Source organism: Jeotgalicoccus coquinae (assembly GCF_014207425.1).
Lineage (GTDB): Bacteria > Bacillota > Bacilli > Staphylococcales > Salinicoccaceae > Jeotgalicoccus > Jeotgalicoccus coquinae.
Genome location: NZ_JACHFF010000003.1, coordinates 180,802 through 207,577 on the forward strand (window position 1 = coordinate 180,802; position 26,776 = coordinate 207,577).

The following is a 26,776-nucleotide window of genomic DNA, read 5'->3' on the forward strand; positions in this document are numbered from 1 at the left end:
GAATATTATGATATATTTATTGTATTGTAATATTCAGGAGGGGTAGCATGAACGATGCACAGAAATTATACGATGCAAGATTAAAAGGGGTTAATTTAAAGCCGGGACAGGATATTGAAACGGATTCTGTTGAAGCGGCGTACCATATTCAAACTGAGGTTTTAAATATGCAGGATGAGACTGCGAAAGGATATAAAATCAGTATGACGAGTGCAGAGACACAAGCGCTTTTTGACAGCCATGAACCGGTTTACGGACCGTTTACTGCAGCACAGGTTATTACTGAAATGAGTCTGGCTGATTATAATATTCCGCTCGCGGAACTTGAACTTGTATTTTATGTAAATGAAACATTGAGCACGGATGATGATGCCGAAAGCATTTTATCAAAATGTACTGTGGCACCGGCACTTGAACTGCCGGATGGAAGATATGAAGACTGGTTCCCGAATATTTCAAAATACGAAGTCGTTGCAGACTGCGCGGTTGCTGGGGCGATTGTGATCGGTGAAGCAAAATCCGTGAGCTATGATGAGCTGGATAATATTTCGGGGAAACTTTTATTTAATGGAAAAGAAATTAAACGCGGAAAGTCGAGTGAAGTGATGGGACATCCTGTGAGTGCAATGAAATGGCTGATTGAAAAATTGGGCAGCCAGGGCAAGCAGCTTGAAGCGGGACAATTCGTTTCGTCAGGAACATTCATTCTGCCGGTGCAACTGGAAGTTGGAAAGTATGAAGGCGTATTTGAAGGGTTAGGAAATGTTGCAATAGAAATTACGAAATAAAGAAATAAGCCTCTCATTGCGAGAGGCTTATTTCTTTATGACTAGTGATATTGAGTTTTTATGGGGATTGGTTAACAACGGCAGTTTCCTGCTGTGAATCCACCCGCAATCTAACTAATTACCAGCCGCGTTCTGCCATACGTTCTTCAAGTGACATACTGTGAACATCCAGACCTCTCATCGCGCTGCCGAGTTCCTTAGACAGTTCGCCGATTAATTTATAGTCTGTATAGTTTTCAGTCGCCTGCACGATTGCTCTTGCGAATTTTTCAGGGTTCTCTGATTTGAAAATACCTGAACCGACGAATACGCCGTCTGCGCCAAGTTCCATCATTAACGCCGCATCCTGAGGTGTTGCGACACCGCCTGCCGCGAAGTTTGTCACAGGCAGTCCGCCTTCAGCTTTGATCTGTTTCAGCACATCGTACGGTGCTCCTAAATCTTTCGCTGCAGTCATTAATTCATCATCGCTCATCACTGAGATCTGTTTAACCTGCTGATTTACTAAGCGGATGTGACGAACGGCTTCAACGATATTTCCGGTACCGGGTTCACCTTTTGTGCGGAGCATTGATGCGCCTTCACCGATGCGTCTTGCGGCCTCCCCTAAATCTTTACAGCCGCAGACGAACGGTGCTTTATACTCATCTTTTTTCAGGTGATACTCTTCATCCGCCGGAGTCAGCACTTCAGACTCATCTATGTAATCAACACCCATCGATTCAAGAACGCGTGCTTCAACGATGTGCCCGATTCGACATTTTGCCATTACCGGTATTGATACAGCTGCAATAACTTCTTCAATAATTGTCGGATCACATGCACGCGCCACGCCGCCTTCAGCTCTGATGTCAGATGGCACACGCTCCAATGCCATTACTGCAACTGCACCGGCAGCCTCCGCGATTTTTGCCTGTTCTGCGTTAACAACGTCCATAATGACGCCGCCTTTTAATTTTTCTGCTAATCCCATATTTATCCCTCTTCCTTTTGAATTTAATATCAGTTTAAAATACAATGTGATATTCTATAAGTGTCAGAATACATAAAAAAATAGGGGTCAGATTATGTTTATCAATCTCGATAAAGAAAATACCGTACCGTTATATGAACAGCTGTATCAGGATATGAAAAAGAAAATTTTAAATAATCATTTGGCTGGTGATGTGAAGCTTCCGAGCAAACGCCAGCTGAGTGAGGACTTATCAGTCAGTATGACGACAGTGGAGCGTGCATATAATCTGCTGATTGATGAGAACATGATTTATACGAAGGAAAAGAGCGGTCATTACGTTGTGCCGACAGAAGTTCTTTACACGCAGGATAAAAAGCTTACAGCTATAAGAATTCCGAAAAAGCGGGAATCCGTTCTGCCGCTTGGAAAAGTGGACACGTCCATCGTCCAGAACGATGTGATTAAACAGCTGAGTACTGCAGTGTTTTCAGATTTGTCATTGCTGAACAGCGGAGATAAGAGCGGGGAAGCGGTCTTAAAAGAAGCAATCCGTGAATACCTCTATGTTAACCGGGGAGTGCAGTGTCAGACGGAACAGATTTTTATCGGCCCCTCTACAGAACATTTGCTGGAGCAGGTATTTTATCTTCTGGATTATCCGAAAGTGACACTGGAAGACCCGGGGTATCCGACAGTGAAGAGTGTACTGAACAGACTTAGGATTCCATACGATACAGCGCCGGTTGAAGAAGATGGAATCAATATTGAGACGGTGAAACAGCTGAAGAACAAACTGACGCATATAACACCGTCGCATCAGTTCCCAAGCGGAGCGGTAATGTCATTAAATAAACGGATACGTCTTTTGAATGCGGTTAGTGAGCGGGACAGCTATTTAATAGAAGATGATTACGACAGTGAGTTCCGTTATACAGGACGGCCGCTGTCATCGCTGCAGGGACTGGATAAAAACGACCGGACTATATATATGAACACATTTTCGAAGTCTGTTTACCCGTCGTTAAGAATTGCGGTAATGATTCTGCCGCCGGAACTCGCGGAGAAATATTTTGAGAGCGGGCTGTCATGCAATGTCTCGAGACAGATGCAGCATATCGTCGCGAAGTTTATCAGTGATGGATATTTAGTCAGACATGTAAACAGAGTCCGGAAATTTTACGGGGAAAAGATGAAAAATGTAGTTATTGATTTGAAAAAGCGTTACCCCGAAGTTGAAATCAGCGGGGAACATACCGGTATGCATTTTGTCCTGCGGCTGCCAGGTGCGGATTTGCGGTGGGCCGCGGAAAAACACAAGATTATCTGTATGTCGGCGTATTCTTCCGCTGAAGATTTCAATGACACGGTGCTGGTCGGAATAGGCGGTAAGAGTGCAGAGGAGATAGTTGAGATACTGGATGAATTTTTGGGGGAAGTTTAAAGCTGGCAGCTGGGGCGAGCCCGGGATTCATATGAGACACTGTCATGCGAACCCGGCCAACCCCGGATTCATATGAGACGCTGTCATGCGAACCTGGCATCAGAAAGCCGCTCTTTTTCACAGAAAAAAGCACGGAAATATTAATTTCCGTGCCGCTGACTTTCTTATTGTTACATTGAAGTGTAACCGCCGTCTACGTTTAGTACGGTTCCTGTCACATATGACGACAAGTCTGATGCGAGCCATGCGTTTGCCTGTGCAACTTCTGATGATTCAGCAAAACGCTGGAGCATACTTAATTGTTTAGCGTAATCATCAGGATTGAATCCGAATTGCTCCAGTGCCCCGCGCAGCATCGGTGTATCGATCGCACCTGGTGCCACTGAGTTGATGCGGATTCCTTTAGGTGAATAGTCCATTGCAGCACTCTTCGTTGCACCGATAACTGCGTGTTTAGCTGCAACGTATGCAGGGTTTGCCGGCTGCGGACGGATACCGCTGACTGATGACGTATTGATGATTGAGCCTTTTGTACCATCTTTTTCCATTTGCTGCAGTTCATATTTCATTGATAAAATGACACCGCGCAGGTCGACTGCCATTAATTTATCGTAATAATCCATATCGATATCTGCAAGAGGTTTGTCATCCGGAGTAATTGCTGCGTTGTTTACTGCAACGTCGAGTTTGCCGTATGTGTCTACTGTGAACTGAACCATGTTTTTAACTTGTTCTTCGTTCGATACATCCACTTTAACGAATGATGCTTCGCCGCCGTCTGCTTTAATGCTCTCGACAACTTTATTACCTTCTTCTTCGTTATAGTCTGCAACGACAACTTTCGCGCCGAGTTCTGCGAACAGTTCTGCTGTCGATTTACCCATACCCATTGCTGCACCTGTGATGATTGCTACTTTACCGTCTAAAGTTAACATCTGATTCCTCTTAGTAATATTCTATCTATATTAATTATATCGGTATATTCAGATAATTTCACCGGTTAAGGGCTATAAATAATAAAAATTGTTCAACTTTTCACAAATAAGACAAAAACAGACCCCGGCATCATACCGGGGCCTGTCTGATTTATCCTATTTAACCGTCGATGTCACCTGGTGAACCCAGCCGTGCTTGTCTTCAAGCCTGCATGTCTGGATGCCTGTAAGGTTATCGTACAGTTTTTGTGTCACTTCACCGATGTGGTTATCGTTAATTCTGTAGTCGGTTCCGTGGATATTCATAATGCCGACAGGGGATACTACCGCAGCTGTTCCTGCACCGAATACTTCCGTAATTGAGCCGTCTTTAATGCCTTTTTCAACATCATCGATATGGATGCGTTCTTCAACGACATTAATGCCGAGGTCAGCTGCCAGTGTGATTAACGATTTTCTCGTAATCCCAGGTAAGATTGAACCGTTTAATTCAGGTGTCACCAGTTCTCCGTCTCTTACAAAGAAAATGTTCATGCTCCCAACTTCCTCGACGTACTCCTGGTGCACACCGTCGAGCCATAATACCTGTTCGTAGCCTAAATCATTGGCTTTCTGCTGTGCTGTCAGACTTGCAGCATAGTTTCCTGCAAATTTAACTTCACCGACACCGCCGCGGACTGCACGTACATAATTATCCTCAACGAAGATGCTCGTCGGATTCAGCTGAGCGCCGTAATAACCTGCAACAGGTGACAGTACAATCAGCATTTTATAGCTTTTCGCCGGACGGATCCCAAGATATGCTTCATCTGCAAAAACGATAGGGCGCACATATAATGCCTGGCCTTCGCCGTCTGGAACCCAGTCGTGTTCCAGTTTCAGCAGTTCGCCTAATGCACGTACTGCGAATTCGCCATCGACTTTCGGCATAGACATGCGTTCGAGAGAACGGTTTAATCGTTTAAAGTTTTCGTCCGGTCTGAACAATGTCACATCACCGTCAACATTGTACGCTTTCATGCCTTCAAATACGGTTTGTCCGTAATGAAGCGCCTGTGCACTTGGTGAAATTTCAAATGGTGCATAAGGTACGATTGCTGCATTGTGCCAGCCAAGTTCCGCCGAGTAGTCCATTGAAAACATGTGGTCTGTAAAATAACTCCCGAAAGGAATACCCGCCACTTCAGGTTTTTCTTTTAAAGTACGTGCTTTAGTTATTTGAAGGTGCTGTGTCATATATTGGGTCCCCCTATATTATCTCTCTATTGGAATTTGAAAATTGTTATCATTGTATCAGCTGAGAAATAAAAAGGCAATATATTATCTGACAATTTAGAATTAATTTTAAATTTATAATTCATACTAAAGTAATATGTTATTTTGACCGGATAACATGTAGAATGAATGTATATGTAAAAATTATTTTATCAGCAGAAGACAGGAGAATTTATAATGACTAAAAATCTATTCGATAAAGTCCAATTATCCTCCGGGCAGACATTTGAGAACCGGCTGGTGATGGCGCCGATGACAACGCAGTGTTCATTTCACGACGGCTCGGTAACCGATGAACTCGTTCAATATTATACCCGTCGTGCAGGCGGACCGGCAGCAGTTATCGTAGAGAGTACTTTTATCGACAATTACGGACGTGCATTCGAAGGTGCGCTTGGTGCTGATTCAGACGATAAAATCCCGGGACTGACAAAACTCGCTGAAGGTATTAAAGATAAAGGCTCGAAAGCGATTATCCAGCTGTATCATGCAGGACGTATGGGAACCCCTGAACTGAACAAGGGCCGTCAGCCAATTTCAGCAAGTAACGTCGCAGCATTGCGTGATAATGCTGTAGTACCGAGAACGCTTGAAGTTGAAGAAATTGAAGAGATGATTCAGCTGTTTGCGGATGCTGCAGCACGTGCAATCAAAGCTGGTTTCGACGGTGTTGAACTGCATGGAGCAAATACATATCTGCTGCAGCAGTTCTTTTCACCGCATTCCAACAGACGCGACGATGAGTGGGGCGGATCAAGAGAAAACAGACTGCGCTTTCCAAGACAAGTTACGGAGAAAGTCCGTCAGACAGCAGAAGAAATGGGGAAAACCGACTTCATTATCGGCTACCGTTTTTCACCGGAAGAGCTTGAAGAACCCGGTATCACTTTCGAGGACACGATGTATCTGTTAAATCATCTCGCGGACTATTCAATAGATTACTTCCACTTCAGTATCAATAATTGGCAGCGGACATCTATTATCGACACAACAGATGAGCAGCTGCTTTTAGAGAAGTATCTCGATAACGCGAATGACAAGCTGAAAAAAATCCCGATAATGGGAGCAGGGGGAATTAAATCAGTTGAAGATGCAGAAGAAGCAATTGCGGCCGGTTTTGATTTAATGAGTGTTGGCAAAGCACACTTAATAAACCCGGATTTTGTTGACTGCTTAAAAAATAACGAACTGCCGAAATCATTGCTGACTGAGGGCGACGATGAAAAGCTGATAATCCCGGCCCCGCTGTGGAATATTCTCGGATTTTTAAAAGAGAAGAAGTAATGAAATTTTGATAATATTTACAAACCTGTGTATATTTTCTGCACAGGTTTGTTTTTATTTGTTTCCGATTACCATATTATTCTTTGTACCTGGACTTGTATTCGGTGCATTAATGAAAAATCTTGACGGTACTAAAGGTTTTGCAAAAATGCTCGGAGAATCGATGGGTTCAATGGGGCAGTACATCGTACTTGTGTTCTTTGCAGCACAGATGCTCGCGTACTTTGACTGGAGTAACCTCGGTCCGATTCTTGCAGTATCCGGTTCAAATCTGCTTGAAACGATTAACTTAACAGGTATTCCGCTGTTTATCGGATTTATACTTGTCGTCGCACTGATTAACTTACTAATCGGTTCGGCAAGTGCCAAATGGGCAATTCTTGCACCGGTATTCATTCCAATGTTTATGTACCTCGGTTATGATCCGGCATTTACACAGATGCTTTACAGAGTCGGGGATTCGTCAACGAATCCGATTGCACCGATGATGCCGTTCCTGCCGCTGATTATTATGTATGCACAGCGCTATCAGAAAGATATTAAGATGGGTACGGTTATAGCCAACCTGCTGCCGTATTCAATCGCTCTGCTGGTAACGTGGACAGCATTCACAATTATCTGGTACTTAATCGGTCTGCCTGTCGGTCCGAATGGTCCAATTTACCTGCCGGAATAAAAAAGTGCTATACTATATTTGAAATGTCAGAAGACTTCGATAACTGTCGGGGTCTTTTGATTTAAAAAACAGGGAGATGAACAGTTTTATGCTAGATGATGCAATTAAAGAAGTTGAACCTCAGGTAATTGAATGGCGCCGTGCTATGCACAGACATCCGGAACTTTCATTTGAAGAGTACTGGACGAGCGAATATATAGAATCTGCGTTAAAGGAAATGAACGGTATTGAAATCAGCCGTCCGACACCTACAAGTGTGCTCGGCATTATTAAAGGCGATCATCCGGGACGCAAAGTCGGTCTTCGCGGTGACATTGATGCGCTGCCTATCCAGGAAGACCGAGATGATCTTGATTTCGTTTCTGAAATAGACGGGGTAATGCATGCATGCGGACACGATTCACACGCTGCCATGCTGCTTGGTGCCGCAAAAGTTCTTGCAGACAACAAAGATAAAATTCACGGTGAAATTTATCTTATATTCCAGCATGCAGAAGAACTGCCTCCGGGCGGCGCGCAGGAAATGGTTGCAACCGGACTGTTCGATGACCTTGATGTTGTGTTTGCACAGCATATTATGACATCGAAACCGCTTGGTGAAATTCACATTAAATCCGGTCCTGTAACGGCAAACTCAGATCAGTTTGAAGTGACAATCAACGGCCAGGGCGGTCATGCATCACAGCCTGAAAACTCAGTAGATCCGCTCTTAATCGGTTCGAGAATTGTGACGCAGCTGCAGGATATTGTGTCGCGCCTTGCTGGTCCGATGGATAATCTTGTTATCTCAGTAACGAACTTTAATGCCGGTACAGGTGCTAAAAATGTTATTCCGCACACGGCGGAACTGAGTGCCAGCGTACGATCGGCAAGTACTGAAATCAGAGAACTTGCACGTGAAAAAATTGAATCAGTCATTAAAGCAAACTGTGAAATATACGGTGCGACGTACGATTTGAATTACGAATACGGCTATTCAGCAGTAATGAATGATGAAACTGAAACAGCACGTGTAAGAGAGTCATTAAATGAAGTATTCGGTGAAGACAGAGTGATTGAACAGGAAATGATGATGGGCGGCGAAGACTTCGGTGCCTTCACTGAGAACCTGCCTGGGGTATATATTCTTCTTGGAACTTATAATGAAGAAAAAGACTATGTGTACCCGCATCACCATCCGAAATTTGCGATTGATGAAGATGCATTTATCGACGGTGTCCGGGCACATGTGAACGTGGCGCTTGGATTAGGACAATAGAATAAAAGCTTTAAGCCGGCCCATGAACGGAGCCGGCTTTTTCATGATTTGACTAATACCCTGTGGGGGTATATAATTAAAGTAATGACAAACACAAAAGAGAGCGGGTGCAAATAATGGAAGAAGTAAAGCATATGTCGAGACCGCGTCCGGATGAAGAGAAACAGAAAGTTTTAAACCGGCTGAAGCGTGTTGAAGGACAAATCAGAGGAATTCAGAAGATGGTTGAAGAAGATCGCTATTGTGTCGATATTTTAGTTCAGCTGAGCGCAGTCCAGAGTGCTTTAAAGAATACAGGGCTCACAATTACTGAACGCCATATGAAACATTGTGTTACCGATGCAATCAATTCAGGTGCCGGTGAAGATTCAATTGAAGAGTTAATGGCCGTACTTAAACAGTTTTCCAAATAATAAAAAGGAGGAGTATTCATGGCAGAAAAAGAACATGTTAGTTTAAATATAAGCGGCATGACATGTGCGGCGTGTTCAAATAGAATAGAAAAAGTATTGAACAGAATGGACGGTGTCGAAGCAAACGTAAATTTAACGACTGAAAAAGCCAGTGTGGATTATCAGCAGGATAAAACATCGCTCGAAGATATTACGAACCGTATTGAAAGTATCGGCTATGGTGTTGTCTATGAGAAAAGTGATTTGGATATTACCGGCATGACGTGTGCGGCATGTTCAAACAGAATCGAAAAAGTGCTGAATAAAACCGACGGTGTAAAATCAGCAACGGTTAACTTAACGACAGAAAATGCGATGATCGAATATAACCCGGGAGTGATTGACGAGCGCGATATTATTGACCGCATCGGAAATCTCGGATACGGTGCACAGCCGAAACAATCATCTGAAGATAAGATTTCCCGCAAGGATTCAGAACTTAAAAAGATGAAGTGGAAAGTAATTATCGCATCATTATTATCACTGCCGCTATTGGTAACAATGCTCGACCACCTGTTTGGCATGAGTCTGCCGGCAATCTTTATGAATCCCTGGTTCCAGCTCGCATTCGCAACACCGGTACAGTTTATACTGGGCTGGCAATTCTACGTGGGCGCATATAAGAATTTAAAAAACTTTACAGCGAATATGGATGTCCTTGTTGTAATGGGGACGACCGCAGCGTTCGGTTTCAGTTTATACCAGACTTATTTATGGATGACCGGTGCTGTTGAACATCCGCATCTGTACTTTGAAGCCAGTGCGATAATTATTACGCTGATCTTATTCGGTAAATATTTGGAAACGAGAGCAAAATCAGAGACGACAGGGGCAATTTCAAAACTGCTCGACATGCAGGCAAAAGAAGCACGTGTTGTACGTGACGGAACAGAGTTTATGATACCGGTTGAAGATGTTCGAGTGAACGATGTCCTGATTGTTAAACCGGGCGAGAAATTCCCGCTCGACGGAGAGCTGGTGCACGGCCGTACATCAGTTGATGAATCGATGCTGACAGGTGAATCAATTCCGGTTGAAAAAGAAACCGGCGATTCGGTTATCGGTGCGACGATGAACCAGAACGGTACGGTAAATCTAAAAGTCACGAAAACAGGAAAGAATACGGCACTTGCAGGAATTATTAAAGTCGTTGAAGAGGCGCAGGGCAACAAAGCACCGATTCAGCGTATGGCTGATATTATTTCAGGCTACTTCGTGCCGATTGTTATCGTTATAGCGCTTGTGACGTTTACCGTGTGGTACTTCTTCGCTTCACCGGGCAATCTGGAGCCGGCGCTTGTGGCAGCAATTTCAGTATTAGTTATTGCGTGTCCATGTGCGCTCGGACTTGCAACACCGACATCAATTATGGTAGGTACAGGTAAAGGTGCTGAAAACGGTATTCTTTATAAAGGCGGAGAACACCTTGAGAAAACGCATCAGGTTGATGTTGTTGTACTTGATAAGACAGGTACAATTACAAACGGTACACCTGAAGTGACGGACTTCTCAGGTGACGACGCGGCACTTCAGCTTCTTGCGAGTGCTGAAAACGGATCTGAGCATCCGCTGGCATCGGCGATTACGTCTTATGCAAAAGAGAAAAATATTGAATTGTCGGATGCAGCAGAGTTTGCTGCGATACCGGGACATGGTATCCGTGCATTAATTGACGGCCGTGAAGTGCTTGTCGGTACACGTAAGCTGATGACAAAAGAAAATATAAATATCTCTTCAATTGAAGAAGATATGCAGCAATTTGAATACGACGGCAAGACTGCGATGATTGTTGCGGTTGACGGAGAACTGCGCGGTACTGTAGCAGTTCTTGATACAGTTAAATCAACTGCGAAACAGGCTGTCGAAGAAATGCAAAAAGAAGGCATCGAAGTAATCATGCTGACAGGTGATAACACGAGAACAGCAGAAGCAATTGGCCGTGAAGTCGGTATCGATGCAGTTATCGCTGAAGTTCTGCCAGAACAGAAAGCGGAAGAAATTCGCAAAATTCAAGGGTCAGGAAAAGTTGTCGCGATGGTCGGAGACGGTGTGAACGATGCGCCGGCACTGGCACTGGCAGATGTGGGTATCGCGATGGGTACAGGAACGGAAGTTGCGATTGAAGCGGCTGACCTGACAATTTTAGGTGAAGATTTAATGCTAATTCCCAGAGCAATTAACTTAAGTCATAAAACAATTAAAAATATTAAACAGAACCTGTTCTGGGCATTTGCCTATAACACGCTCGGTATTCCAATTGCCGCGCTTGGATTTTTAGCGCCGTGGGTAGCGGGTGCGGCAATGGCATTCAGTTCTGTGAGCGTTGTAGCAAACGCTTTACGTTTAAAACGTGTTAAAATATAGGTATATAAGAGTATGAAAAAATTTTAAAAGACAAGGGGACGGATATTATGGCAAAAACAGTAATTGATGTAGAAGGCATGACTTGCGGGCACTGCAAGTCATCAGTAGAAGGCGCTCTTCACAATCTTGATGGGGTCTCAACAGCGGAAGTCAACCTGGAAAAAAACAATGTCACTGTAGAATACAACGACACGATTATCGACCGCGGTAAGATGACGGCGGCGATTGAAGATCAGGGATACGACGTAAAACAGTAGTTCAACAATAATATTGAAGATAAGAATCACCAGCTTGAATCAGCGGGTGATTCTTTGTTTATGTAAATTTAAACTGTAAAATGATAGAATGTTTTATAAGATTATAAGTACATAAGGAGGATACCAGGTTTGATATTTGTAGTTATATTACTGCTTTTCGGTTCGTTCTTCTTCTCCGGAAGTGAAACGGCACTGACAGCGGTCAACAAAATTAAATTACAATCGAAGGCAGCAGGGGGTGATCAGAGAGCTGAAAAGCTTTATAATCTGGTCAGTAAACCGAGTCAGTTTATTACGACAATCCTGATTGGTAATAATATTGCGAACCTGGTTGCTCCTGTATTAGTTACATCAATGGCAATAGAGTATGGCTGGAGTGTTACAATCGCTTCCGTAGTACTGACGATAACCATTATAATTTTCTCGGAAATTATACCGAAATCAATCGCAGCGGCATTTCCGGAACGTATATCGTATCTGGTAAGACCGATTATTGCATTTCTGAATATCATCTTTTATCCGTTAACTGTCGTTCTTAATAAAATGACGGATGTTATTACCGGATACCTGTCAAAAGGCTCTCAGCCGAGCTGGACAGTTTCCCGCGAGGAAATTGTCAATCTAGTACAGATTGCAGATAGTGAAGGGGCTATCGAAGGTGTGGAATCACAGCGTCTTAAGGGAATTCTTGATTTCAGGGATTTAAACGTTAAAGATGTTATGACGACACCGCGTACAGAAATGGTTGCGGTGCATGTTGATGACAGCTTTGAAACTGTGAGAGACAGAATTATTGATGAAATGCATACGAGATATCCTGTCTACGATGAAGACCTCGATAACATTGTCGGTGTATTTCATTCGAAATATTTGCTGCAGTGGTCTCTAAACCCGACTGAGCCGCTGATGAATTACTGTGACAACAATCCGTTTACGGTAAGGGAATTCCAGAGTGTTGAAGATGTGCTTCGCCGAATGAGCAAGCAGCGCCGCCATCTGGCTATCGTACTTGATGAATACGGCGGTACGGAAGGTGTGCTGACGCATGAAGATATTATTGAAACGATGCTCGGATTTGAAATTGAAGATGAAACGGATCTGAAAAATGATTCAGTGGTCCGCGCATTCAGTGAAGATAAAATTCTCTGTGATGGTAAAATTACGCTGCATCGCCTGAATCAGCTGTTTAATACAGAAATACCCCAGGATGAAGATACATTGTCAGGGTTCCTGCTGTCTGTGTTCGAGGAAGTCCCGTCGGAGAATGATATTGCACATCTCAACAATCTTGAATTTAAAGTAATAGAGATGGAAGATAACATGATCCGTCTCGTGAAGATTACAAAATTAGATGCTGAGCTGATGCAGGGAGAATGAGGCGTGGTTAATGAAAATATTTAATAAGTTAAAAGTGAGCCAGGTTATTCTGGGTTTCATAATCGCTTCGGCCCGTTTTTTATGGACAGAAGATAAGCATATAGTGACGACGAATTATACGTACAGTTCAAAGAGAGTACCGAAAAGTTTTGACGGCTATAAAATCGTTCAGGTATCGGATTTCCACAATGCTTATTTTGGAAGGCGCTCGAAACACCTTTTGAAAGCTGTTGAGGCGGCCCGGCCTGATGCGATTGTCATTACGGGCGATATCGTTGACCGCCGGACACCGTATTTAAAACGTGCAGCGGTTTTAATCGAAAAAATTACTAAAATACAAAAGACATTTTACGTGACCGGGAATCATGAGGCGCATTATAAGCATTTTAATAAGCTTTATGATGTTATCGGCAGGTCAGATGTCAGGAATATTACGAAACACAGTGCGGAACTTGAAAAAAATGGTGAAAAGATTAATTTGGCAGGGATTAACGATGTCTGGTTTTTCGGAGATGAAGTAAATCCTAAAACGTACCGGAATTTTAAGCAGGAGCTTGCCGATAAAGTAAACACTCTGCCGCATGATTTTACAGTGCTGCTGGCGCACCGTCCGGAGCTTCTGCCGGTATACAGTGAAAATAATATTGATATTGTGTTTTCGGGACATGCACATGGCGGACAGATTCGCCTGCCTGTCGTCAAAGGTCTGTATGCGCCGCATCAGGGTGTGAATCCGAAATATACAGAAGGAACACACGAACAAAATGGCACAACGATGGTCGTGAGCCGGGGACTCGGCAACAGCCGCTTCCCGTTCAGGGTGTTTAATCATCCTGAAGTTGTGGTCGTTGAATTGAGGTCGGAAGCATGAATGAACTGATATCTTACATCCTGGTCGTGACAGTGCTGACAATTATGCCGGGTGCTGATTCGATGATCGTAATGAAAAATACACTCGTCTACCAGAAGTCGGCGGGGCGCATGACGGTGCTCGGCATATTGGCCGGACACTTCTTGTGGATTGTCATCTCAGTACTCGGGCTTGCGGTGATTATTACGAACTCGCCGATGTTATTTAATATTATTAAATATATGGGTGCCGCGTATTTAATTTATATCGGTGTGAAGAGCTTTATGGCGAAAACGTTTGTGTCGGCATCATCGCTGGATCACGCTGAAGGTGAAAAGATGAAATCAAACGGTTTGCGCACGTCTTATATGAATGGCTTTATAAGCAATATACTGAATCCTAAAGTTCTTATATTTTATATTACAATTCTGCCGCAATTTGTTATGCAGCAGTCGGATGTATCCGGCGTCGTTCAGCTGATAATACTTGCGGCGATTATGCTTGTTATTTCTATGAGCTGGTTCCTGCTCGTCGTTGAGACAGTGAACTATATGAAACGCTGGCTGCATAAACCGGGCTTCCAGAGCCTGCTCGGAAAAGGTGCCGGTATTATTATTATTCTGTTTGGAATACGGACGGCGCTGTCGTAAATGTTTTGGGGAGAAGCGCTTACTCCGCAATGAGCGGGTGTCATTCCCGAGCAAGAGTGTTTGCTCCGCAATGAGGGGGTGTCATTCCCGAGTAAGAGTGTTTGCTCCGCAATGAGCGGGTGTCATTCCCGAGTAAGAGTGTTTGCTCCGCAATGAGGGGTTGTTATTCCCGAGTAAGAGTGTTTGCTCCGCAATGAGCGGGTGTCATTCCCGAGTAAGAGTGTTTGCTCCGCAATGAGGGGTTGTTATTCCCGGGGAAAACAAATATTCCAAAGAAAAAAACCACTTTCCAGGTAAGTTTCCTGAAAAGTGGTTATTTTTTTAGTTATACATAATCATATCGAGTTCGTCTTCTTCAGTAAGTGTTTCAGTTTTAACTAAATACTGCTCCATTTTACCGAAATCAACTTCTGCACCGATTCCCGGTTTGTCACTGACTTTCACGACGCCGTTTTCTGCAACGACTTCCGGTGTAATGATGTCCTCGAACCAGTATCTTGATGAAGATGCTGTGTCTCCTGGAAGTACGAAGTTGCTGAGCGTTGTAATGGCGACGTTGTGGAGACGCCCGACACCGGCTTCAAGCATGCCGCCGCACCATAATGGAATATTGTGTTTTTTAGCAAGGTCATGGATTTTTATCGACTGGGTAATTCCGCCGACACGTCCGACTTTAACGTTGATAATTTCACAGCTGCCGAGTTCGATTGCAGCTGCAGCTGATTCGTATGAATCGATACTTTCATCGAGACAGACAGGTGTTTTAATTTGTTTCTGCAGTTTCGCGTGATCGATAACGTCGCCTGCCATTAACGGCTGTTCAATCATCATCAGATTGAATTCATCGAGTGCTTTCAGCGTATCGATATCATCGAGAGTGTAAGCTGAGTTCGCATCAGCCATTAAAGGAATATCCGGATAAACTTCGCGGATACTGCGAATCATTTCAATGTCACGGCCAGGTTTGATTTTAACTTTAATGCGTTTGTATCCTTCTTCAACTTTTTCACCGATGCGTTCAAGCAGCAATTCGTCGGTATCTTCAAGGCCAAGTGATACGCCGACATCGACTTCTTTTTTAGTACCGCCCATTGCTTCAGCTAAAGTGATGCCTTTTTTCTTCGCATATAAATCCCAGACAGCACCTTCAATAGAAGCTTTCGCCATATTGTTGCGTTTGAACGGTTTGTAGATTTCCCAAACTTCGTCAGGATGTGAAATCTCTTTGTTAATTACGAGCGGGCCGAAATATTTCTTCAGTGCGATAAGTGTCGCATCCATGAATTCTTCAGAGTAGAGCGGATCTTCACCGGATACACACTCGCCAAAACCGCTGACGCCGTCTTCATCTATTGCTTCGACGATAGTGATAAAACGTTTCTGCTGCGTACCGAACGACGTAGTGAACGGGTTTTTCATAGTCATTAACAGCTGATGCAGTTTAATTTCTTTTATTTTCATGTTAGAACCTCCGTAAGATTTTTTATTTCTGATACACATATAAATATATTATACATCTAGCCACCTCATATACGAACTAATTTAAATTTTCTTACAAATTAATATATGATATATTACAATGTAATAAAGTTTATCCGGATGAAAGAGGGATTTCATGATTACTGAAAAGATAACAGAAATATTCAATCACGTTCATACCAATGCAGAATTGAGCAACGAGGAATACAAAACGACAGATTACATATATGACTTATTAAAAGATGAAGGATTCGAACCTGTTAAATTTAAAAATATTACAGGTCTGTACTGCGATGTCGGTAACTGGAGCGGGGATTATCCGTTAATCGGAATCCGTGCTGATATTGACGCACTTTATCAGGAAGTGAACGGCACACTGCAGGCGAATCATTCATGCGGTCATGACTCGCATATTGCGATGGTTATGGGTGCAATGATGAAGATAAAAAATCACGAAGCGTTAAGCACCCGCGGTGTGCGTTTTGTGTTTCAGCCTGCGGAGGAAGTTGGCACCGGTGCGCTTGATGTACTGAAAGAGGGTGTTATTGAACCGCTGGATTATATGTTCGGTATTCATCTGCGTCCCATCGAAGAAGCGGCAGACGGGTATTTATCGCCGAGTATTGAACACGGTTCTGCCGGGTCATTTGAATTTAAAATTGTCGGAAACGATGCACATGGCGCACGTCCTCATTTAAATCACAACGCGATTGAAGTCGGTACAGATATCGTGAATATGCTGTCGAAAATCCACATCAATCCAATGGTGCCGTCGAGTGCGAAAATGACAAAATTTATGGCGGGTTCGAAATCACTGAACATTATTCCTGGCTCTGCAGAGTGTGGAATTGATGTGCGTGCACAAACGAATGAAGCAATGGATGCCTTGAAATCGCGCGTCCACAATATTTTAAAATATATCGAAGAGTTTTATGATGTGAAAATTGAAGATCTTGAAGTGTCGAGCATGGTCGCAAGTGAAAGTAATGATGAAGCAATTGAAGTATTTCGTACTGCAATCATCGATACTGTAGGCGAAGAGTACCTACTGGATCCGCTCGTGACGAGCGGGGGAGACGATTTCCATAATTACACAGTCCAGTATCCTGAACTGAAAGGTGCGATGCTCGGCCTCGGATGTGATTTAACACCGGGACTGCATCATCCGGATATGACGTTTAACCGCGACCGTATGGAAACAGGTGCAGATGTTCTGTACCAGGCAATTTTAAACGTCCCTTCCGAATAAAATTATGTTTAAATTCTTCAGTGCGTGGAATTATATATAGTATGCAATTCTGAAGGAGGATAATTATGACATCACCTAAAGATCCAAGAAACGAATTTTATACTGGAGATTATGATAAGCAGAAACAGGAGTATCCCGGTGTTCAAAAAGAGATGAAGCAAATTCCCGACTGCGGAGAAGAAACATATAAAGGCACTGGACGTTTATCTGGCAGAAAAGCTTTAGTTACAGGCGGTGACTCAGGTATCGGCCGCGGAGCGGCGATTGCATATGCTAAAGAAGGCGCAGATGTTGCAATTAACTATATGGAAGACGAACAGGCGGATGCTGAAGAAGTGAAAAAAGTTATCGAAGATGCAGGACAGAAAGCTTATCTGTTACCGGGCGACCTGCGCGATGAAAAATTCGCAAGACAGCTGATTCACGATGCCCATGAAGCACTCGGCGGTCTTGATACGCTCGTGCTGAACGCGTCAATGCAGCAGGCAGTTGAGAAATTCGCAGACTATACTGCAGAACACCTGGAAACGACTTATAAAATTAACGTCGTAGCACCCGTGCTGCAAATGCAGGAAGCTGAAAAATTAATGCCTGAAGGTTCAAGCATTATTATTACTACTTCAATCCAGTCATTCTCACCATCAGCTCACATTGCTGACTATGCGATGACTAAAGCAGCACAGACAAACTTAATTAAATCACAGGCGCAGCATTTTATGGATAAAGGTATCCGGTTAAACGGTGTTGCACCGGGTCCAATCTGGACACCGATTCAAATCTCAGGCGGCCAGCTGCAGGAATTCCTGCCTGATTTCGGTAAAGACTCATTCGTTGGACGCAGCGGGCAGCCGGTGGAACTTGCCGGCACTTATGTTCACTTGGCAAGCGATGAATCAAGCTATACGACAGGACAGGTATATGGTGTAACAGGCGGCGCACCAATTAACTAATAATATTTAATTTTGGAATAGGAAAAGTCGAAATCCAGATTACGGGTTTCGACTTTTTATTTGTACAGGAGGAGCTCAGTGTCACAGTAAACGTTTTAGTCTGACAAAGAAGGGCGTTCAGTGTCACAGTAAACGTTTTAGTCTGACAAAGAAGGGCGTTCAGTGTCACAGTAAACGGTCTACTCTGACAAAGAAGGGCGTTCAGTGTCACAGTAAGCGTTCTAGTCAACCAATGAGAGCAGCAACCCTCCCGTATAACACAAAAACCCGAATCCTCATAAGGTCCGGGTTCAAATCAAATCAATATAATTTAAATGTCTCTATTTAAATTCGGGTCGTTTGGATGTGAGGGTCGTGAGCTGTCGTTGTGTTTCTGATCAGCTCCGGCTGCGCCTGTTAAATCGTCCTGTCCAAAATTATTTGTGCCGTCAAATTCATCTTTTAATTTGCGGCTGTAGAGGAAGAGGATCACAATTGCTACGATACCTGCAGTCACAACGTTTAACAGTGCAAGCAGTACACCGATAACCGGCTGTTTAACATATGCGGTGAAGAGTCCGATAAATGCAACGGATTCAATCAGGAGATACGTAATAACCAGGTCACCGATTGACAGTCCCATCAGGTAAAGTACCAGTCCTGCAATCGCAAATGCGAGACCGATATGTTTAGGATCGAATGATTCTTTCTTTAAAATATTTCCGTCGTAAGCTTGTCCGCCAATATAAAATGTACCAAACGGAATGAAGGCAAGCCATGGCAGGTGATACGATTTAATGTCAGCTACTCTGAACAGGAAGTATCCCTGCAGAAGCCATTTCAGCAGCCCGGCTATAAATACCACGAACAGGATAAAAAGTCCGAGTGCAGCGGCGCCAAAGAAAAATGCTATAAATTCCCAGCCCATATTTTCACATCCTTTATAAGTTCTTCCCATTATATCATTTTTCTGTATTCGAAAAAATAAATAGGGACTGGAAAGTCCAGCCCCTGAAAACATTTACCTGTGAGAGTTATATATTCTCCGGTTTACACGTTCAGCATGTCGATAGGCGTTTATAACACCGTAAAGCCACACGATCGGGAATGTAAAGAACCCGATTAAAACATACATCAGCAAACCGTTAATCGCCTGTATGATGATGAGCAGGATACCTTTAAATATCTGCCCGTTATATATTTGTCCGAGACCGGTAATGAAAAAGCTGAGTACAGCAGCTATTCCCGAATTTTTTGTTCCTGGCATATGGTCAGCCTCTCTTTCTGTTTAAATTTAGATATTTATTTATACCCTTTTTTATATCTTTTGAAACTAAGTTATCTGTCGTCAAAACGGTCTTCACGCGCCTTGCCGCCAGGCATTCTGAGCGGCCACCAGTTGCCCCGTTTCAGCGTGACAATCATTGCCGGCACTAAGAGCGGCAGTACGATAAATGCATAGAACAGCAGCGCAAATATAATAACGCTTGTTACCTGTACGAGAATTGCAATTCCTGATGGGTATAATGCTGCGAATGTACCTGTCAGAATAATTACTGCAGTAATAACAACAGTACCCATGCGGCGGATTGATGTTTCAATCGCATCGCGGATCGTACGGTATTTCACTTCTTCTCTGAAGCGGTCGATAATGAATATCGAGTAGTCAATACCCAGTGCAACAAAGATAATTAAACTGAAGAATGGTACAGCCCAGTTCAATTGGTCGATACCGAACATCGACAGAATCCACTGTGAAATTGTCATCGATGCAAAGTACGTAATGAAAATTGAACCGATCATCATAACCGGAAGGATCAGTGATCTGAACAATACAGTCAGAATTACAAACAGTGTCACGATAAACAGTATGACAACGTTTGTATAGTCATCGCTTGTTAATGTGTCGAGGTCTCTGTTCATGCTCGTCACACCTGAGAAGTAAGCTTCCGTATCAGGACGGTCGAGTCTGCTCAGTTCACCGTTAACAGCTTCCTCAACATCATCGAGCACACCAAGCGCTTCATTACTATATGGGTCTACTGAAAGTACAACGTTCATCTTCACAGCTTCGCCTTTTGCAAATGAGTACTGATTGATTGCTGCTTCAAAGTCTTCATTTTCAAGTATTTCCGAAGGAACGTTAATTCCTGTCGCATCAACAGCTTCATTTTCTTCAAATGAAGTCATTAAATCACTGATGCCTGTCAGTCCTTCATTAATATCTTCAATGCCTGATGACATTTCTCCAAGTCCTGCTGCGAGTTCTTCCATTTGTGCAGCTGCTTCAGCTGACATTGTTGTCATTTCAGTGTTTGCCTGAGACACACCCTGGCTCAGCTGCTGGGCGCCCTGCGATAATTGCTGGAGCTGTGTAGCTGCACCTTCGGCATCTCCTGTCGCTGCAAGGTACTGATTCACACCGTCAATACCTGCGGAAATTTCATTCACACCTGTTTCCAGTTCTGATAAATCACCTGATGCTGTGTCTGAATTTGCAAGCTGTTCATTAATATCTGACAGTGCTGTCGACATTTCTGTCAGGCCGTCCTGGATTTCAGTCATTCCTGAATTTGCTTCACCAAGCTGGTATGAGACAGTCAGTTCATCCATCTTATCTCCAACTGGACGGGTCAGCGTCTGTACTTCAGTTACACCGTCAAGCTGTGATACTGCTTCAGCTACTGACTCAAGACGGGATAATCCATCTTCTGTAACAAGGTCTTCACCGTTTGTGAAAATAACTTCAACCGGGAACGTAGATCCCGCATCAAAGCTGTCGCTGATTACATTTACTGCATGAACTGCAGAGTATGAATCGTCGAGCTCGGCTAATGAATCATAGTGTACTTCATCGTCGTAAAAGTAAATTAATGCGATTAATACTGCAACTACCGAGAAAATAACACGTGTCGGATATTTAAGTGACAGCATACCGAGCGGTGTCCAGATTTTGCTTTCGCCTGAACCCGATGTCTGTTTGCTTGGCCAGAAAATATATTTTCCGAGCAGTGCCATCATTGTCGGCAGCACTGTAAACAGGGACAGAAGCAATGCAAGAATACCAATTGCCACACCGACTGCCGAACGGTAAATTTCGAAGTTTGCAAAATAGAGTACTCCGAATAAAATTGCGCCTGAAATACCGCTGATAAATACCGTCTTGCCGGCTGTCTGGAAAGTATTAATTACAGCCTGGTGTTTATCGTGGTGCTCAAGTTCTTCTTTAAATCTGTTTAATAAGAGAATAACGTAGTCGGTTCCGATACCGAACAGTATTACGATAAGGAAACTCTGCGTCTGCGGCGACACCGGGAAGCCGAACCATTCCACAGCCCAGCCGACAAATGACTGGCCGAGCAGGTAGGCGATACCAACTGCTGCGAGCGGTACGAATGGTGTCACGACTGAACGGAACATTACGAGCAGTACGATAACGATAATTGCAATCGTAAATATTTCTGTCGTGCGGACACCGTTCATCGCATCTTCTTCAAGCGTGCGCTGAATCATTTCATTCGATGTCGATGAAATTTCTGCATCTGTATTATTCAAACTTTCAATCTCATCTGCGTTACTTAAAATTTCAGGTGCCTCGCCAATGTATTCAAGGGGAATCATAATAACGCCCGAATCTTCATTAATGAAGTTTTCCTGCATATCGTCATTGAATGTAAAAGGGTTAATCACGTTGTCCGTGTAGTCTAATCCGTCAAGCTCTTCTATATAAGCTTCAATATCTTCCTGATGATCCACCGGGTTGTCTTCAAACTCCAGCACAACCGACATCATTTCAATATCCTGATCATGCTCCTCCAGGAACTTACGGGCCTGTTCGCTCGGCATGTTGTCAGGAAGCTGGACATCGCCTTTCTCTGCAGCGAGCTGCGTCAGGTTGGGTGAAATAATAAATGACACAACTGCTGCGATAATCATCAGTGCAGTGATCGGCCATTTAAACTTAAGCACGTGTTTCATTAGGTAATCCTCCATCTATATTTATAGTTTTAATAATTGTTCGCGTCGCTTCTAAGAGCGCCTTTGAATCTTCTGCTGACAGCTCCCGAACATGCGTGCCGATGACGTTATGAATATTGCTGATAAAATCATCGACCAGTTCTGCAGCGGCAGGGGTCAGTGAAATGAGCTTCGAGCGTTTATCGTTTGTCAGCTTATTTATTCTTGAAGTAACCAGCTTTTTTAAACCGAGCTTCCTGAGTGCGTGTGCAATGGAACTTTTATGTACGTTCAGTTCAGCGGCCAGCTCAGTTGGTGTCGCTTCTTTATAAATATGGAGATATTCAATAATTGCCATCTGTTCTTTGGAAATATGCATTTTCCTGACCGACTCTGTAACTTCCGAAAAGACATGGGCATATCCGTAGGCGAAAATATGTGCGAGATTGTGAATCGATTCATCTTTAGCCGGCACCTTTACTTCATTCCTTCCGTTAATAATTTTTTTATGAGCAAAAGTAGTTTAACATGCTCAACTAAGTTACGCAAAGTATAGATTTAGTGTATTTTTTTCTTAAAGATGTATGTGTATAATGAAAAGCGGGTACAGATAAAAAAAGGAGTGTGTCTTAAATATGTTTCAATATGTGTCACTGTACAGGCAAAATGCTGCAGGACAGCATGGAAAAGTAATAGGCTTTACAATTCTGCAATTCATATTATGTGTATTTCTGCCGATGGCGGTTATATTCGGAGCAATGATGCTTCCACTGCTGTTGACGCTCGGAGATGCCAGCGGTGAAACGGTCGGCGTAACGATGGGGATAACGGCTTTCATTCTCATAATTGTCTTTTTCCTTGTTATGATTTTTATTATTTATCCTATAATGGTTGGTATGCTGCGCTATTTTGCAAGTGCGTACAAGGGTGTCGATTTTACATTTGGAGATGCTTACAAAGTATTTAAAAATGGAAATTATTCAAAACTGATTAAAATCGCACTGCTTATTTTTGTCATTAATATGGCACTGTCCATGGTTATCGGATTTATGGTTAACCTGCTGATGACAGTTGTACTGATTCCGCTTATGCCGCTCGGTCTGCTTTTGGAAGACCCGAATGCAGCGATGACAGGTACATCCATTGCACTGATCGCAACAGCCGTTGTACTGTTCTTTGTCGTAGTAATCGTGTCGTACATTCCTTATATTATTCTATACATTTATTCAGCAGTCGTATTTATGGTTTATATTGATCAGCCGAAAATTCCGACTGTCGACAAGCTGAAAATTGGATGGGATGTATTATTCAAATCAGATGCGAGTATGGTTAAACTGTTCTTCAGCAATCTGATTCTGTATATCCTGCTCACAGTAGTTATGTTTGGAATTATGATTGTTGCTGTAATACTAAGTATGTTCCTTGGAGATATCCAGGCATTGATACCGGTTATCTTTATTGTGGCAATGATAATTTCAGTTATAGCCAGTATCTGGATAACGTATCTGATTATCGGTTCAATTGTGGCATATTATTTCGTCGGCCGGGATTCGCTCGACAATAAAAATGAAATGATTCACGAGAACACTGAACCTGCTTATAACAATGAAAATCCTGATCTGCAGTAAAATCTAAAGGAACCGCCGGACAAAGCGCCCGGCGGTTTTTATAATGGTTTAAATATTTGCATAATTCAATTTCAGCGTTAAAATTAATTTATACATAAACAGAATTGCAGGTGAGTGAATGTCCGAAAAAAGTAAAGGTATACTGTTCGTTGCAGGTGCATACATAATATGGGGAATTCTTCCGATATACTGGCGTCAGATTGAAACAGTGTCGCCGTTTGAAATTATTGCACACCGTATATTCTGGTCTTTTGTTTTTATGGTGCTGTACATAATGTTCACGGGCAGATGGCAGTATTTAAAAACGAATTTAACATTTATTTTCAGCAACAGGAAGAAAGCACTGAGTCTGATTGCCGCTTCGATTATTATTTCGGTGAACTGGCTGACATATATACTCGCTGTTAATGAAGGACACATACTGGAAGCAGGGCTTGGATATTATATCAATCCGTTTGTCAGTATTCTGCTCGCATTTTTCATTCTGAAAGAACGCTTTTCAAAAGGTGAATGGCTGGCGATTTTTATCGTTTCGCTCGGCGTCATTTATATGGCGCTCGGTGTCGGTCATATTCCATGGCTCGCATTGACGCTTGCTGTAACTTTCGGCGTATACGGACTGATTAAGAAAACGATAAATATCGATGCCACATACGCCCTGGCAGTAGAAACTGCTGTACTGGCCCCGCCGGCGCTTCTGTATATACTATACTTGAATGTTTCCGGAGTGAATACGCTCGACTTCGGCCTGAACAGGGACACGGTATTTACGATGGGCACAGGTGTTGTTACGGCAATACCGCTGCTGCTTTTTGCACTTGGTGCGATTCGGATCCCATTGTCGCTGACGGGACTTCTGCAGTACATCGGTCCGACACTGATGCTGATTATCGGGATATTCCTTTACGGAGAAGCATTTACGGATACACATAAAATCGCATATTCATTTATCTGGTCAGGACTGATTATTTACACGCTGCTGCGTTTCAAATCATCGAGGCCCCGCCGCCGTCCAAAGGGCAGTATTAAGCTGACCGGTGATTAGCTTATCGTTAGATATAAAGATAACTCCATGTTACTATTTAGAAAGATTTTAGTGTAAGGGGAATGAGTCATGCGATATTTAAAAAACTTTGGCTTATTATTGGCAGTGACGGGTGTTTTGGCAGCGTGTCAGGATGCGAAACTTGAGAACGGCGAGGAAGCGGTCTCTGAAGAAACAAACGTCACAGCAACCGATGAAGAATCTGCAGAAAATACAAACAGAGCATCTACAGAAGAAGAGACTTCGGCGGCCGAGCCGGCTGATATAGAGAACATAGATGAACAGGAAATTGAAGATGATAAACTCGCAGCAATCGTAGAAAAAGCAGAAGAGATTGAGAGTTACAGAGCAGAATTGAATATCTCGGCAGCACTGGATAACACGGATCCGCGTGATTTGAACGCAGAAGTGTTTTTCATCAACAGCGCACCGCCGCAGCTTTTATTACGTGAGTTCGGTGAAGACCGTACAATTTCAAAAGCCGGTAAGATTTACTATAATAACAATTCAGAATGGATTGATGTGAGTGAATCAGTAGATGTGAACGTACTTTACAGCGTGACGTATGATAATGCGGCTGCATCATTTGCAGAAATTGCACCGTATATGGAACGTGAAGAGAAGGATGATAAAGCTGTTTACACATATGAAGGCAGCCGTACTGATATTTATCAGACAATCGAATCATTGGTCCAGGTCAACTTTGGAAAAATGGAGATTGAAAGTGTTGATTCAACAGTAGAGGTCACAGTGGATAAAGAAAACAAACTGATCGAAGAAATAAAATTTGAGGCATATGGTACAGATACACAGGGTACATTTGAACTCAATGGCAATGCAGCATTTGATACGTTCAATGAAGTGGAAGAAATAGAGATTCCTGAAGTGGAATAATAAAAAAATAACCCGTACGCCAGACTCCCGGGAGTCTGACGTACGGGTTTTTTATTTATCTGTATTTAACTTGTGATTGAGTTAAGCAGTTTTAGTTAATTAAGCGGATGAAGTCTCATTTCAATAAAGTCTCTGTTTTCTTCCAGGAATGGTGGCAGTGACAGGTTTTCACCCAATGTTTCAAGCGGTTCATCGATAGTGAATCCGGGTGTGTCTGTTGAGATTTCCACCGTTATATTACCGACTGCACTGATGTACAGTGCTTTAAAGTAATGGCGGTCGACGATGCCTGAACTTCGCCATTTGTCAGCAAACACGCGATCCTGAATTTCTTTCAGTGCCGCTTCATCTTTTACGCGGAGTGCAAAATGATGCACACTGCCGTAGCCCTGCTTCTCGACGTTTGTCGAACGTGATTCCATAACGAAAACCGAGTCCTGACCGAAGCGGACGCGTGCTTCTGTATCGCTGTCGATGTCACCGTCGTATTCTCCGCCGAGCATTTGTAAAAACTGAACCATCGGTTTTAAATACTGCACTGTCAGTTCAACACCGAATATTGCTGTGACCGCATATTCAGCGGGAATTGTTCCGCCGCCTGCGTATGGCTCAGACTCATTGTATTCAGGGTCTGCAACGAGCGCAAAACGCTGACCTTCTTCATCCGAGAAATTCATCAGCGTTTCCCCGAAGTAATCGATAATTCCTTCGTGATACACACCGTGTTCGTCCATACGCGTTCTAAAATATTCAATAGCCTCTTTGGAAGGTACTCTTAAAATTGTACGGGAAATGGAATTTGTTCCCGGTGTATATTTCGGTGCGAGACCGATTTCAAAAAATGTGACGTCCGTTCCTGGTGTTCCTTTATAATCACTGTAAAATAGATGGTACATATCAGGACTGTCCTGATTGACTGTTTTCTTAACGAGTCTGTGACCGAGAAACTCTGTAAAGAAGTCATGATTGCCGATAATATCTTTTGTAATTGCCGATACGTGATGAATGCCGAATACGCTCACAGTGCATCCTC

Annotated in this window: 24 protein-coding genes and 1 pseudogene; 16 read left to right on the plus strand and 9 right to left on the minus strand. The window is 43.2% G+C overall.

Features of this window, described 5'->3' with window-relative positions:
* Window positions 1–47: 47 nt before the first annotated feature.
* The gene (locus HNR41_RS09680; protein WP_184284113.1) at window positions 48–788 is read left to right on the plus strand and encodes a 2-keto-4-pentenoate hydratase; all 741 of its coding nucleotides are present in this window, start codon (window positions 48–50) and stop codon (window positions 786–788) included.
* Between the two features lie 118 nt (window positions 789–906).
* On the opposite strand, the gene pdxS is transcribed toward HNR41_RS09680, so the two are convergent.
* Window positions 907–1,761, minus strand: coding sequence for a pyridoxal 5'-phosphate synthase lyase subunit PdxS (gene pdxS, locus HNR41_RS09685; RefSeq protein WP_184284115.1), 855 nt, complete (start codon window positions 1,759–1,761; stop codon window positions 907–909).
* Window positions 1,762–1,855: 94 nt separating this feature from the next.
* Between pdxS and pdxR the strand changes: the two genes are divergently transcribed.
* Window positions 1,856–3,184 carry a MocR-like pyridoxine biosynthesis transcription factor PdxR gene (gene pdxR / locus HNR41_RS09690; protein ID WP_184284117.1) on the plus strand — a complete coding sequence of 443 codons (1,329 nt, stop codon included), beginning with the start codon at window positions 1,856–1,858 and terminating at the stop codon, window positions 3,182–3,184.
* A gap of 170 nt (window positions 3,185–3,354) precedes the next feature.
* Here the strand turns inward: pdxR and HNR41_RS09695 are convergent, their stop codons facing one another.
* Window positions 3,355–4,119, minus strand: a complete 765-nt coding sequence (locus HNR41_RS09695; RefSeq protein WP_184284119.1) for an SDR family NAD(P)-dependent oxidoreductase — start codon at window positions 4,117–4,119, stop codon at window positions 3,355–3,357.
* A 156-nt stretch (window positions 4,120–4,275) separates the two neighbouring features.
* The gene (locus HNR41_RS09700) at window positions 4,276–5,355 is read right to left on the minus strand and encodes a branched-chain amino acid aminotransferase (RefSeq protein ID WP_184284121.1); all 1,080 of its coding nucleotides are present in this window, start codon (window positions 5,353–5,355) and stop codon (window positions 4,276–4,278) included.
* Between the two features lie 216 nt (window positions 5,356–5,571).
* On the opposite strand from HNR41_RS09700, the gene HNR41_RS09705 reads away from it, so the two are divergent.
* The 9 genes and pseudogenes from HNR41_RS09705 (at window position 5,572) to HNR41_RS09745 (ending at window position 14,562) form a co-directional block, all read left to right on the plus strand.
* Entirely contained in the window at window positions 5,572–6,678 is a 1,107-nt protein-coding gene (locus tag HNR41_RS09705) for an NADH-dependent flavin oxidoreductase (protein ID WP_184284123.1), read from the plus strand.
* 67 nt (window positions 6,679–6,745) lie between these two features.
* Window positions 6,746–7,354, plus strand: a pseudogene (locus HNR41_RS09710) (AbgT family transporter); the annotation flags it as partial.
* An 88-nt stretch (window positions 7,355–7,442) separates the two neighbouring features.
* Window positions 7,443–8,612 (plus strand): M20 metallopeptidase family protein, encoded by a 1,170-nt coding sequence (locus tag HNR41_RS09715; RefSeq protein ID WP_184284125.1) that lies wholly within the window; start codon window positions 7,443–7,445, stop codon window positions 8,610–8,612.
* A 116-nt stretch (window positions 8,613–8,728) separates the two neighbouring features.
* Window positions 8,729–9,025, plus strand: a complete 297-nt coding sequence (locus tag HNR41_RS09720; protein WP_184284133.1) for a metal-sensing transcriptional repressor — start codon at window positions 8,729–8,731, stop codon at window positions 9,023–9,025.
* Between the two features lie 18 nt (window positions 9,026–9,043).
* Window positions 9,044–11,428, plus strand: a complete 2,385-nt coding sequence (locus tag HNR41_RS09725; protein WP_184284135.1) for a heavy metal translocating P-type ATPase — start codon at window positions 9,044–9,046, stop codon at window positions 11,426–11,428.
* Window positions 11,429–11,475: 47 nt separating this feature from the next.
* Window positions 11,476–11,685, plus strand: coding sequence for a copper chaperone CopZ (gene copZ, locus HNR41_RS09730; protein ID WP_184284136.1), 210 nt, complete (start codon window positions 11,476–11,478; stop codon window positions 11,683–11,685).
* Between the two features lie 129 nt (window positions 11,686–11,814).
* On the plus strand, window positions 11,815–13,062 hold the full coding sequence (locus HNR41_RS09735; protein WP_184284144.1) for a hemolysin family protein: 1,248 nt from the start codon (window positions 11,815–11,817) through the stop codon (window positions 13,060–13,062).
* A 10-nt stretch (window positions 13,063–13,072) separates the two neighbouring features.
* On the plus strand, window positions 13,073–13,933 hold the full coding sequence (locus HNR41_RS09740; protein WP_184284146.1) for a metallophosphoesterase: 861 nt from the start codon (window positions 13,073–13,075) through the stop codon (window positions 13,931–13,933).
* The gene (locus HNR41_RS09745; protein WP_184284148.1) at window positions 13,930–14,562 is read left to right on the plus strand and encodes a LysE family translocator; all 633 of its coding nucleotides are present in this window, start codon (window positions 13,930–13,932) and stop codon (window positions 14,560–14,562) included. Before HNR41_RS09740 ends, HNR41_RS09745 begins: the two co-directional genes overlap by 4 nt.
* Window positions 14,563–14,883: 321 nt before the next feature.
* Here the strand turns inward: HNR41_RS09745 and menC are convergent, their stop codons facing one another.
* Window positions 14,884–16,023 (minus strand): o-succinylbenzoate synthase, encoded by a 1,140-nt coding sequence (gene menC, locus HNR41_RS09750; protein ID WP_184284150.1) that lies wholly within the window; start codon window positions 16,021–16,023, stop codon window positions 14,884–14,886.
* Between the two features lie 154 nt (window positions 16,024–16,177).
* On the opposite strand from menC, the gene HNR41_RS09755 reads away from it, so the two are divergent.
* Window positions 16,178–17,290: an amidohydrolase gene (locus HNR41_RS09755; RefSeq protein ID WP_184284152.1), complete on the plus strand. Its 1,113-nt coding sequence runs from the start codon at window positions 16,178–16,180 to the stop codon at window positions 17,288–17,290.
* Window positions 17,291–17,355: 65 nt separating this feature from the next.
* On the plus strand, window positions 17,356–18,240 hold the full coding sequence (locus tag HNR41_RS09760) for an SDR family oxidoreductase (RefSeq protein WP_184284154.1): 885 nt from the start codon (window positions 17,356–17,358) through the stop codon (window positions 18,238–18,240).
* Between the two features lie 310 nt (window positions 18,241–18,550).
* Here HNR41_RS09760 and HNR41_RS09765 read toward each other — a convergent pair whose 3' ends face one another.
* The 4 genes from HNR41_RS09765 to HNR41_RS09780 all read right to left on the minus strand — a co-directional run bounded on the left by HNR41_RS09765 (window position 18,551) and on the right by HNR41_RS09780 (window position 22,651).
* A complete protein-coding gene (locus HNR41_RS09765) occupies window positions 18,551–19,147 on the minus strand; it encodes a hypothetical protein (RefSeq protein ID WP_184284156.1) in 597 nt (198 codons plus the stop codon).
* 93 nt (window positions 19,148–19,240) lie between these two features.
* Complete coding sequence (locus HNR41_RS09770; protein WP_184284158.1) at window positions 19,241–19,486, minus strand: hypothetical protein; 246 nt, start codon at window positions 19,484–19,486, stop codon at window positions 19,241–19,243.
* Between the two features lie 71 nt (window positions 19,487–19,557).
* Window positions 19,558–22,197 (minus strand): MMPL family transporter, encoded by a 2,640-nt coding sequence (locus HNR41_RS09775; RefSeq protein ID WP_184284159.1) that lies wholly within the window; start codon window positions 22,195–22,197, stop codon window positions 19,558–19,560.
* Complete coding sequence (locus HNR41_RS09780; protein ID WP_184284161.1) at window positions 22,181–22,651, minus strand: MarR family winged helix-turn-helix transcriptional regulator; 471 nt, start codon at window positions 22,649–22,651, stop codon at window positions 22,181–22,183. Before HNR41_RS09780 ends, HNR41_RS09775 begins: the two co-directional genes overlap by 17 nt.
* A 160-nt stretch (window positions 22,652–22,811) precedes the next feature.
* Here HNR41_RS09780 and HNR41_RS09785 point away from each other — a divergent pair, with 160 nt between their 5' ends.
* From HNR41_RS09785 to HNR41_RS09795, 3 genes are all read left to right on the plus strand, one after another.
* Entirely contained in the window at window positions 22,812–23,804 is a 993-nt protein-coding gene (locus tag HNR41_RS09785) for a hypothetical protein (protein ID WP_184284163.1), read from the plus strand.
* A 118-nt stretch (window positions 23,805–23,922) separates the two neighbouring features.
* Window positions 23,923–24,849, plus strand: coding sequence for an EamA family transporter RarD (gene rarD, locus HNR41_RS09790; protein WP_184284165.1), 927 nt, complete (start codon window positions 23,923–23,925; stop codon window positions 24,847–24,849).
* 69 nt (window positions 24,850–24,918) lie between these two features.
* Window positions 24,919–25,743, plus strand: a complete 825-nt coding sequence (locus HNR41_RS09795) for a hypothetical protein (protein WP_184284167.1) — start codon at window positions 24,919–24,921, stop codon at window positions 25,741–25,743.
* Window positions 25,744–25,838: 95 nt separating this feature from the next.
* Here HNR41_RS09795 and HNR41_RS11505 read toward each other — a convergent pair whose 3' ends face one another.
* Window positions 25,839–26,765, minus strand: a complete 927-nt coding sequence (locus HNR41_RS11505; RefSeq protein WP_184284169.1) for a VOC family protein — start codon at window positions 26,763–26,765, stop codon at window positions 25,839–25,841.
* Window positions 26,766–26,776: the final 11 nt, after the last annotated feature.

Coding starts and splice junctions, on each gene's coding strand:
- HNR41_RS09680 (WP_184284113.1), top strand. CDS start 48: ATGAACGATGCACAGAAATTATACGATGCAAGATTAAAAGGGGTTAAT.
- pdxS (WP_184284115.1), bottom strand. CDS start 1,761: ATGGGATTAGCAGAAAAATTAAAAGGCGGCGTCATTATGGACGTTGTT.
- pdxR (WP_184284117.1), top strand. CDS start 1,856: ATGTTTATCAATCTCGATAAAGAAAATACCGTACCGTTATATGAACAG.
- HNR41_RS09695 (WP_184284119.1), bottom strand. CDS start 4,119: ATGTTAACTTTAGACGGTAAAGTAGCAATCATCACAGGTGCAGCAATG.
- HNR41_RS09700 (WP_184284121.1), bottom strand. CDS start 5,355: ATGACACAGCACCTTCAAATAACTAAAGCACGTACTTTAAAAGAAAAA.
- HNR41_RS09705 (WP_184284123.1), top strand. CDS start 5,572: ATGACTAAAAATCTATTCGATAAAGTCCAATTATCCTCCGGGCAGACA.
- HNR41_RS09715 (WP_184284125.1), top strand. CDS start 7,443: ATGCTAGATGATGCAATTAAAGAAGTTGAACCTCAGGTAATTGAATGG.
- HNR41_RS09720 (WP_184284133.1), top strand. CDS start 8,729: ATGGAAGAAGTAAAGCATATGTCGAGACCGCGTCCGGATGAAGAGAAA.
- HNR41_RS09725 (WP_184284135.1), top strand. CDS start 9,044: ATGGCAGAAAAAGAACATGTTAGTTTAAATATAAGCGGCATGACATGT.
- copZ (WP_184284136.1), top strand. CDS start 11,476: ATGGCAAAAACAGTAATTGATGTAGAAGGCATGACTTGCGGGCACTGC.
- HNR41_RS09740 (WP_184284146.1), top strand. CDS start 13,073: ATGAAAATATTTAATAAGTTAAAAGTGAGCCAGGTTATTCTGGGTTTC.
- HNR41_RS09745 (WP_184284148.1), top strand. CDS start 13,930: ATGAATGAACTGATATCTTACATCCTGGTCGTGACAGTGCTGACAATT.
- menC (WP_184284150.1), bottom strand. CDS start 16,023: ATGAAAATAAAAGAAATTAAACTGCATCAGCTGTTAATGACTATGAAA.
- HNR41_RS09755 (WP_184284152.1), top strand. CDS start 16,178: ATGATTACTGAAAAGATAACAGAAATATTCAATCACGTTCATACCAAT.
- HNR41_RS09760 (WP_184284154.1), top strand. CDS start 17,356: ATGACATCACCTAAAGATCCAAGAAACGAATTTTATACTGGAGATTAT.
- HNR41_RS09765 (WP_184284156.1), bottom strand. CDS start 19,147: ATGGGCTGGGAATTTATAGCATTTTTCTTTGGCGCCGCTGCACTCGGA.
- HNR41_RS09770 (WP_184284158.1), bottom strand. CDS start 19,486: ATGCCAGGAACAAAAAATTCGGGAATAGCTGCTGTACTCAGCTTTTTC.
- HNR41_RS09775 (WP_184284159.1), bottom strand. CDS start 22,197: ATGAAACACGTGCTTAAGTTTAAATGGCCGATCACTGCACTGATGATT.
- HNR41_RS09785 (WP_184284163.1), top strand. CDS start 22,812: ATGTTTCAATATGTGTCACTGTACAGGCAAAATGCTGCAGGACAGCAT.
- rarD (WP_184284165.1), top strand. CDS start 23,923: ATGTCCGAAAAAAGTAAAGGTATACTGTTCGTTGCAGGTGCATACATA.
- HNR41_RS09795 (WP_184284167.1), top strand. CDS start 24,919: ATGCGATATTTAAAAAACTTTGGCTTATTATTGGCAGTGACGGGTGTT.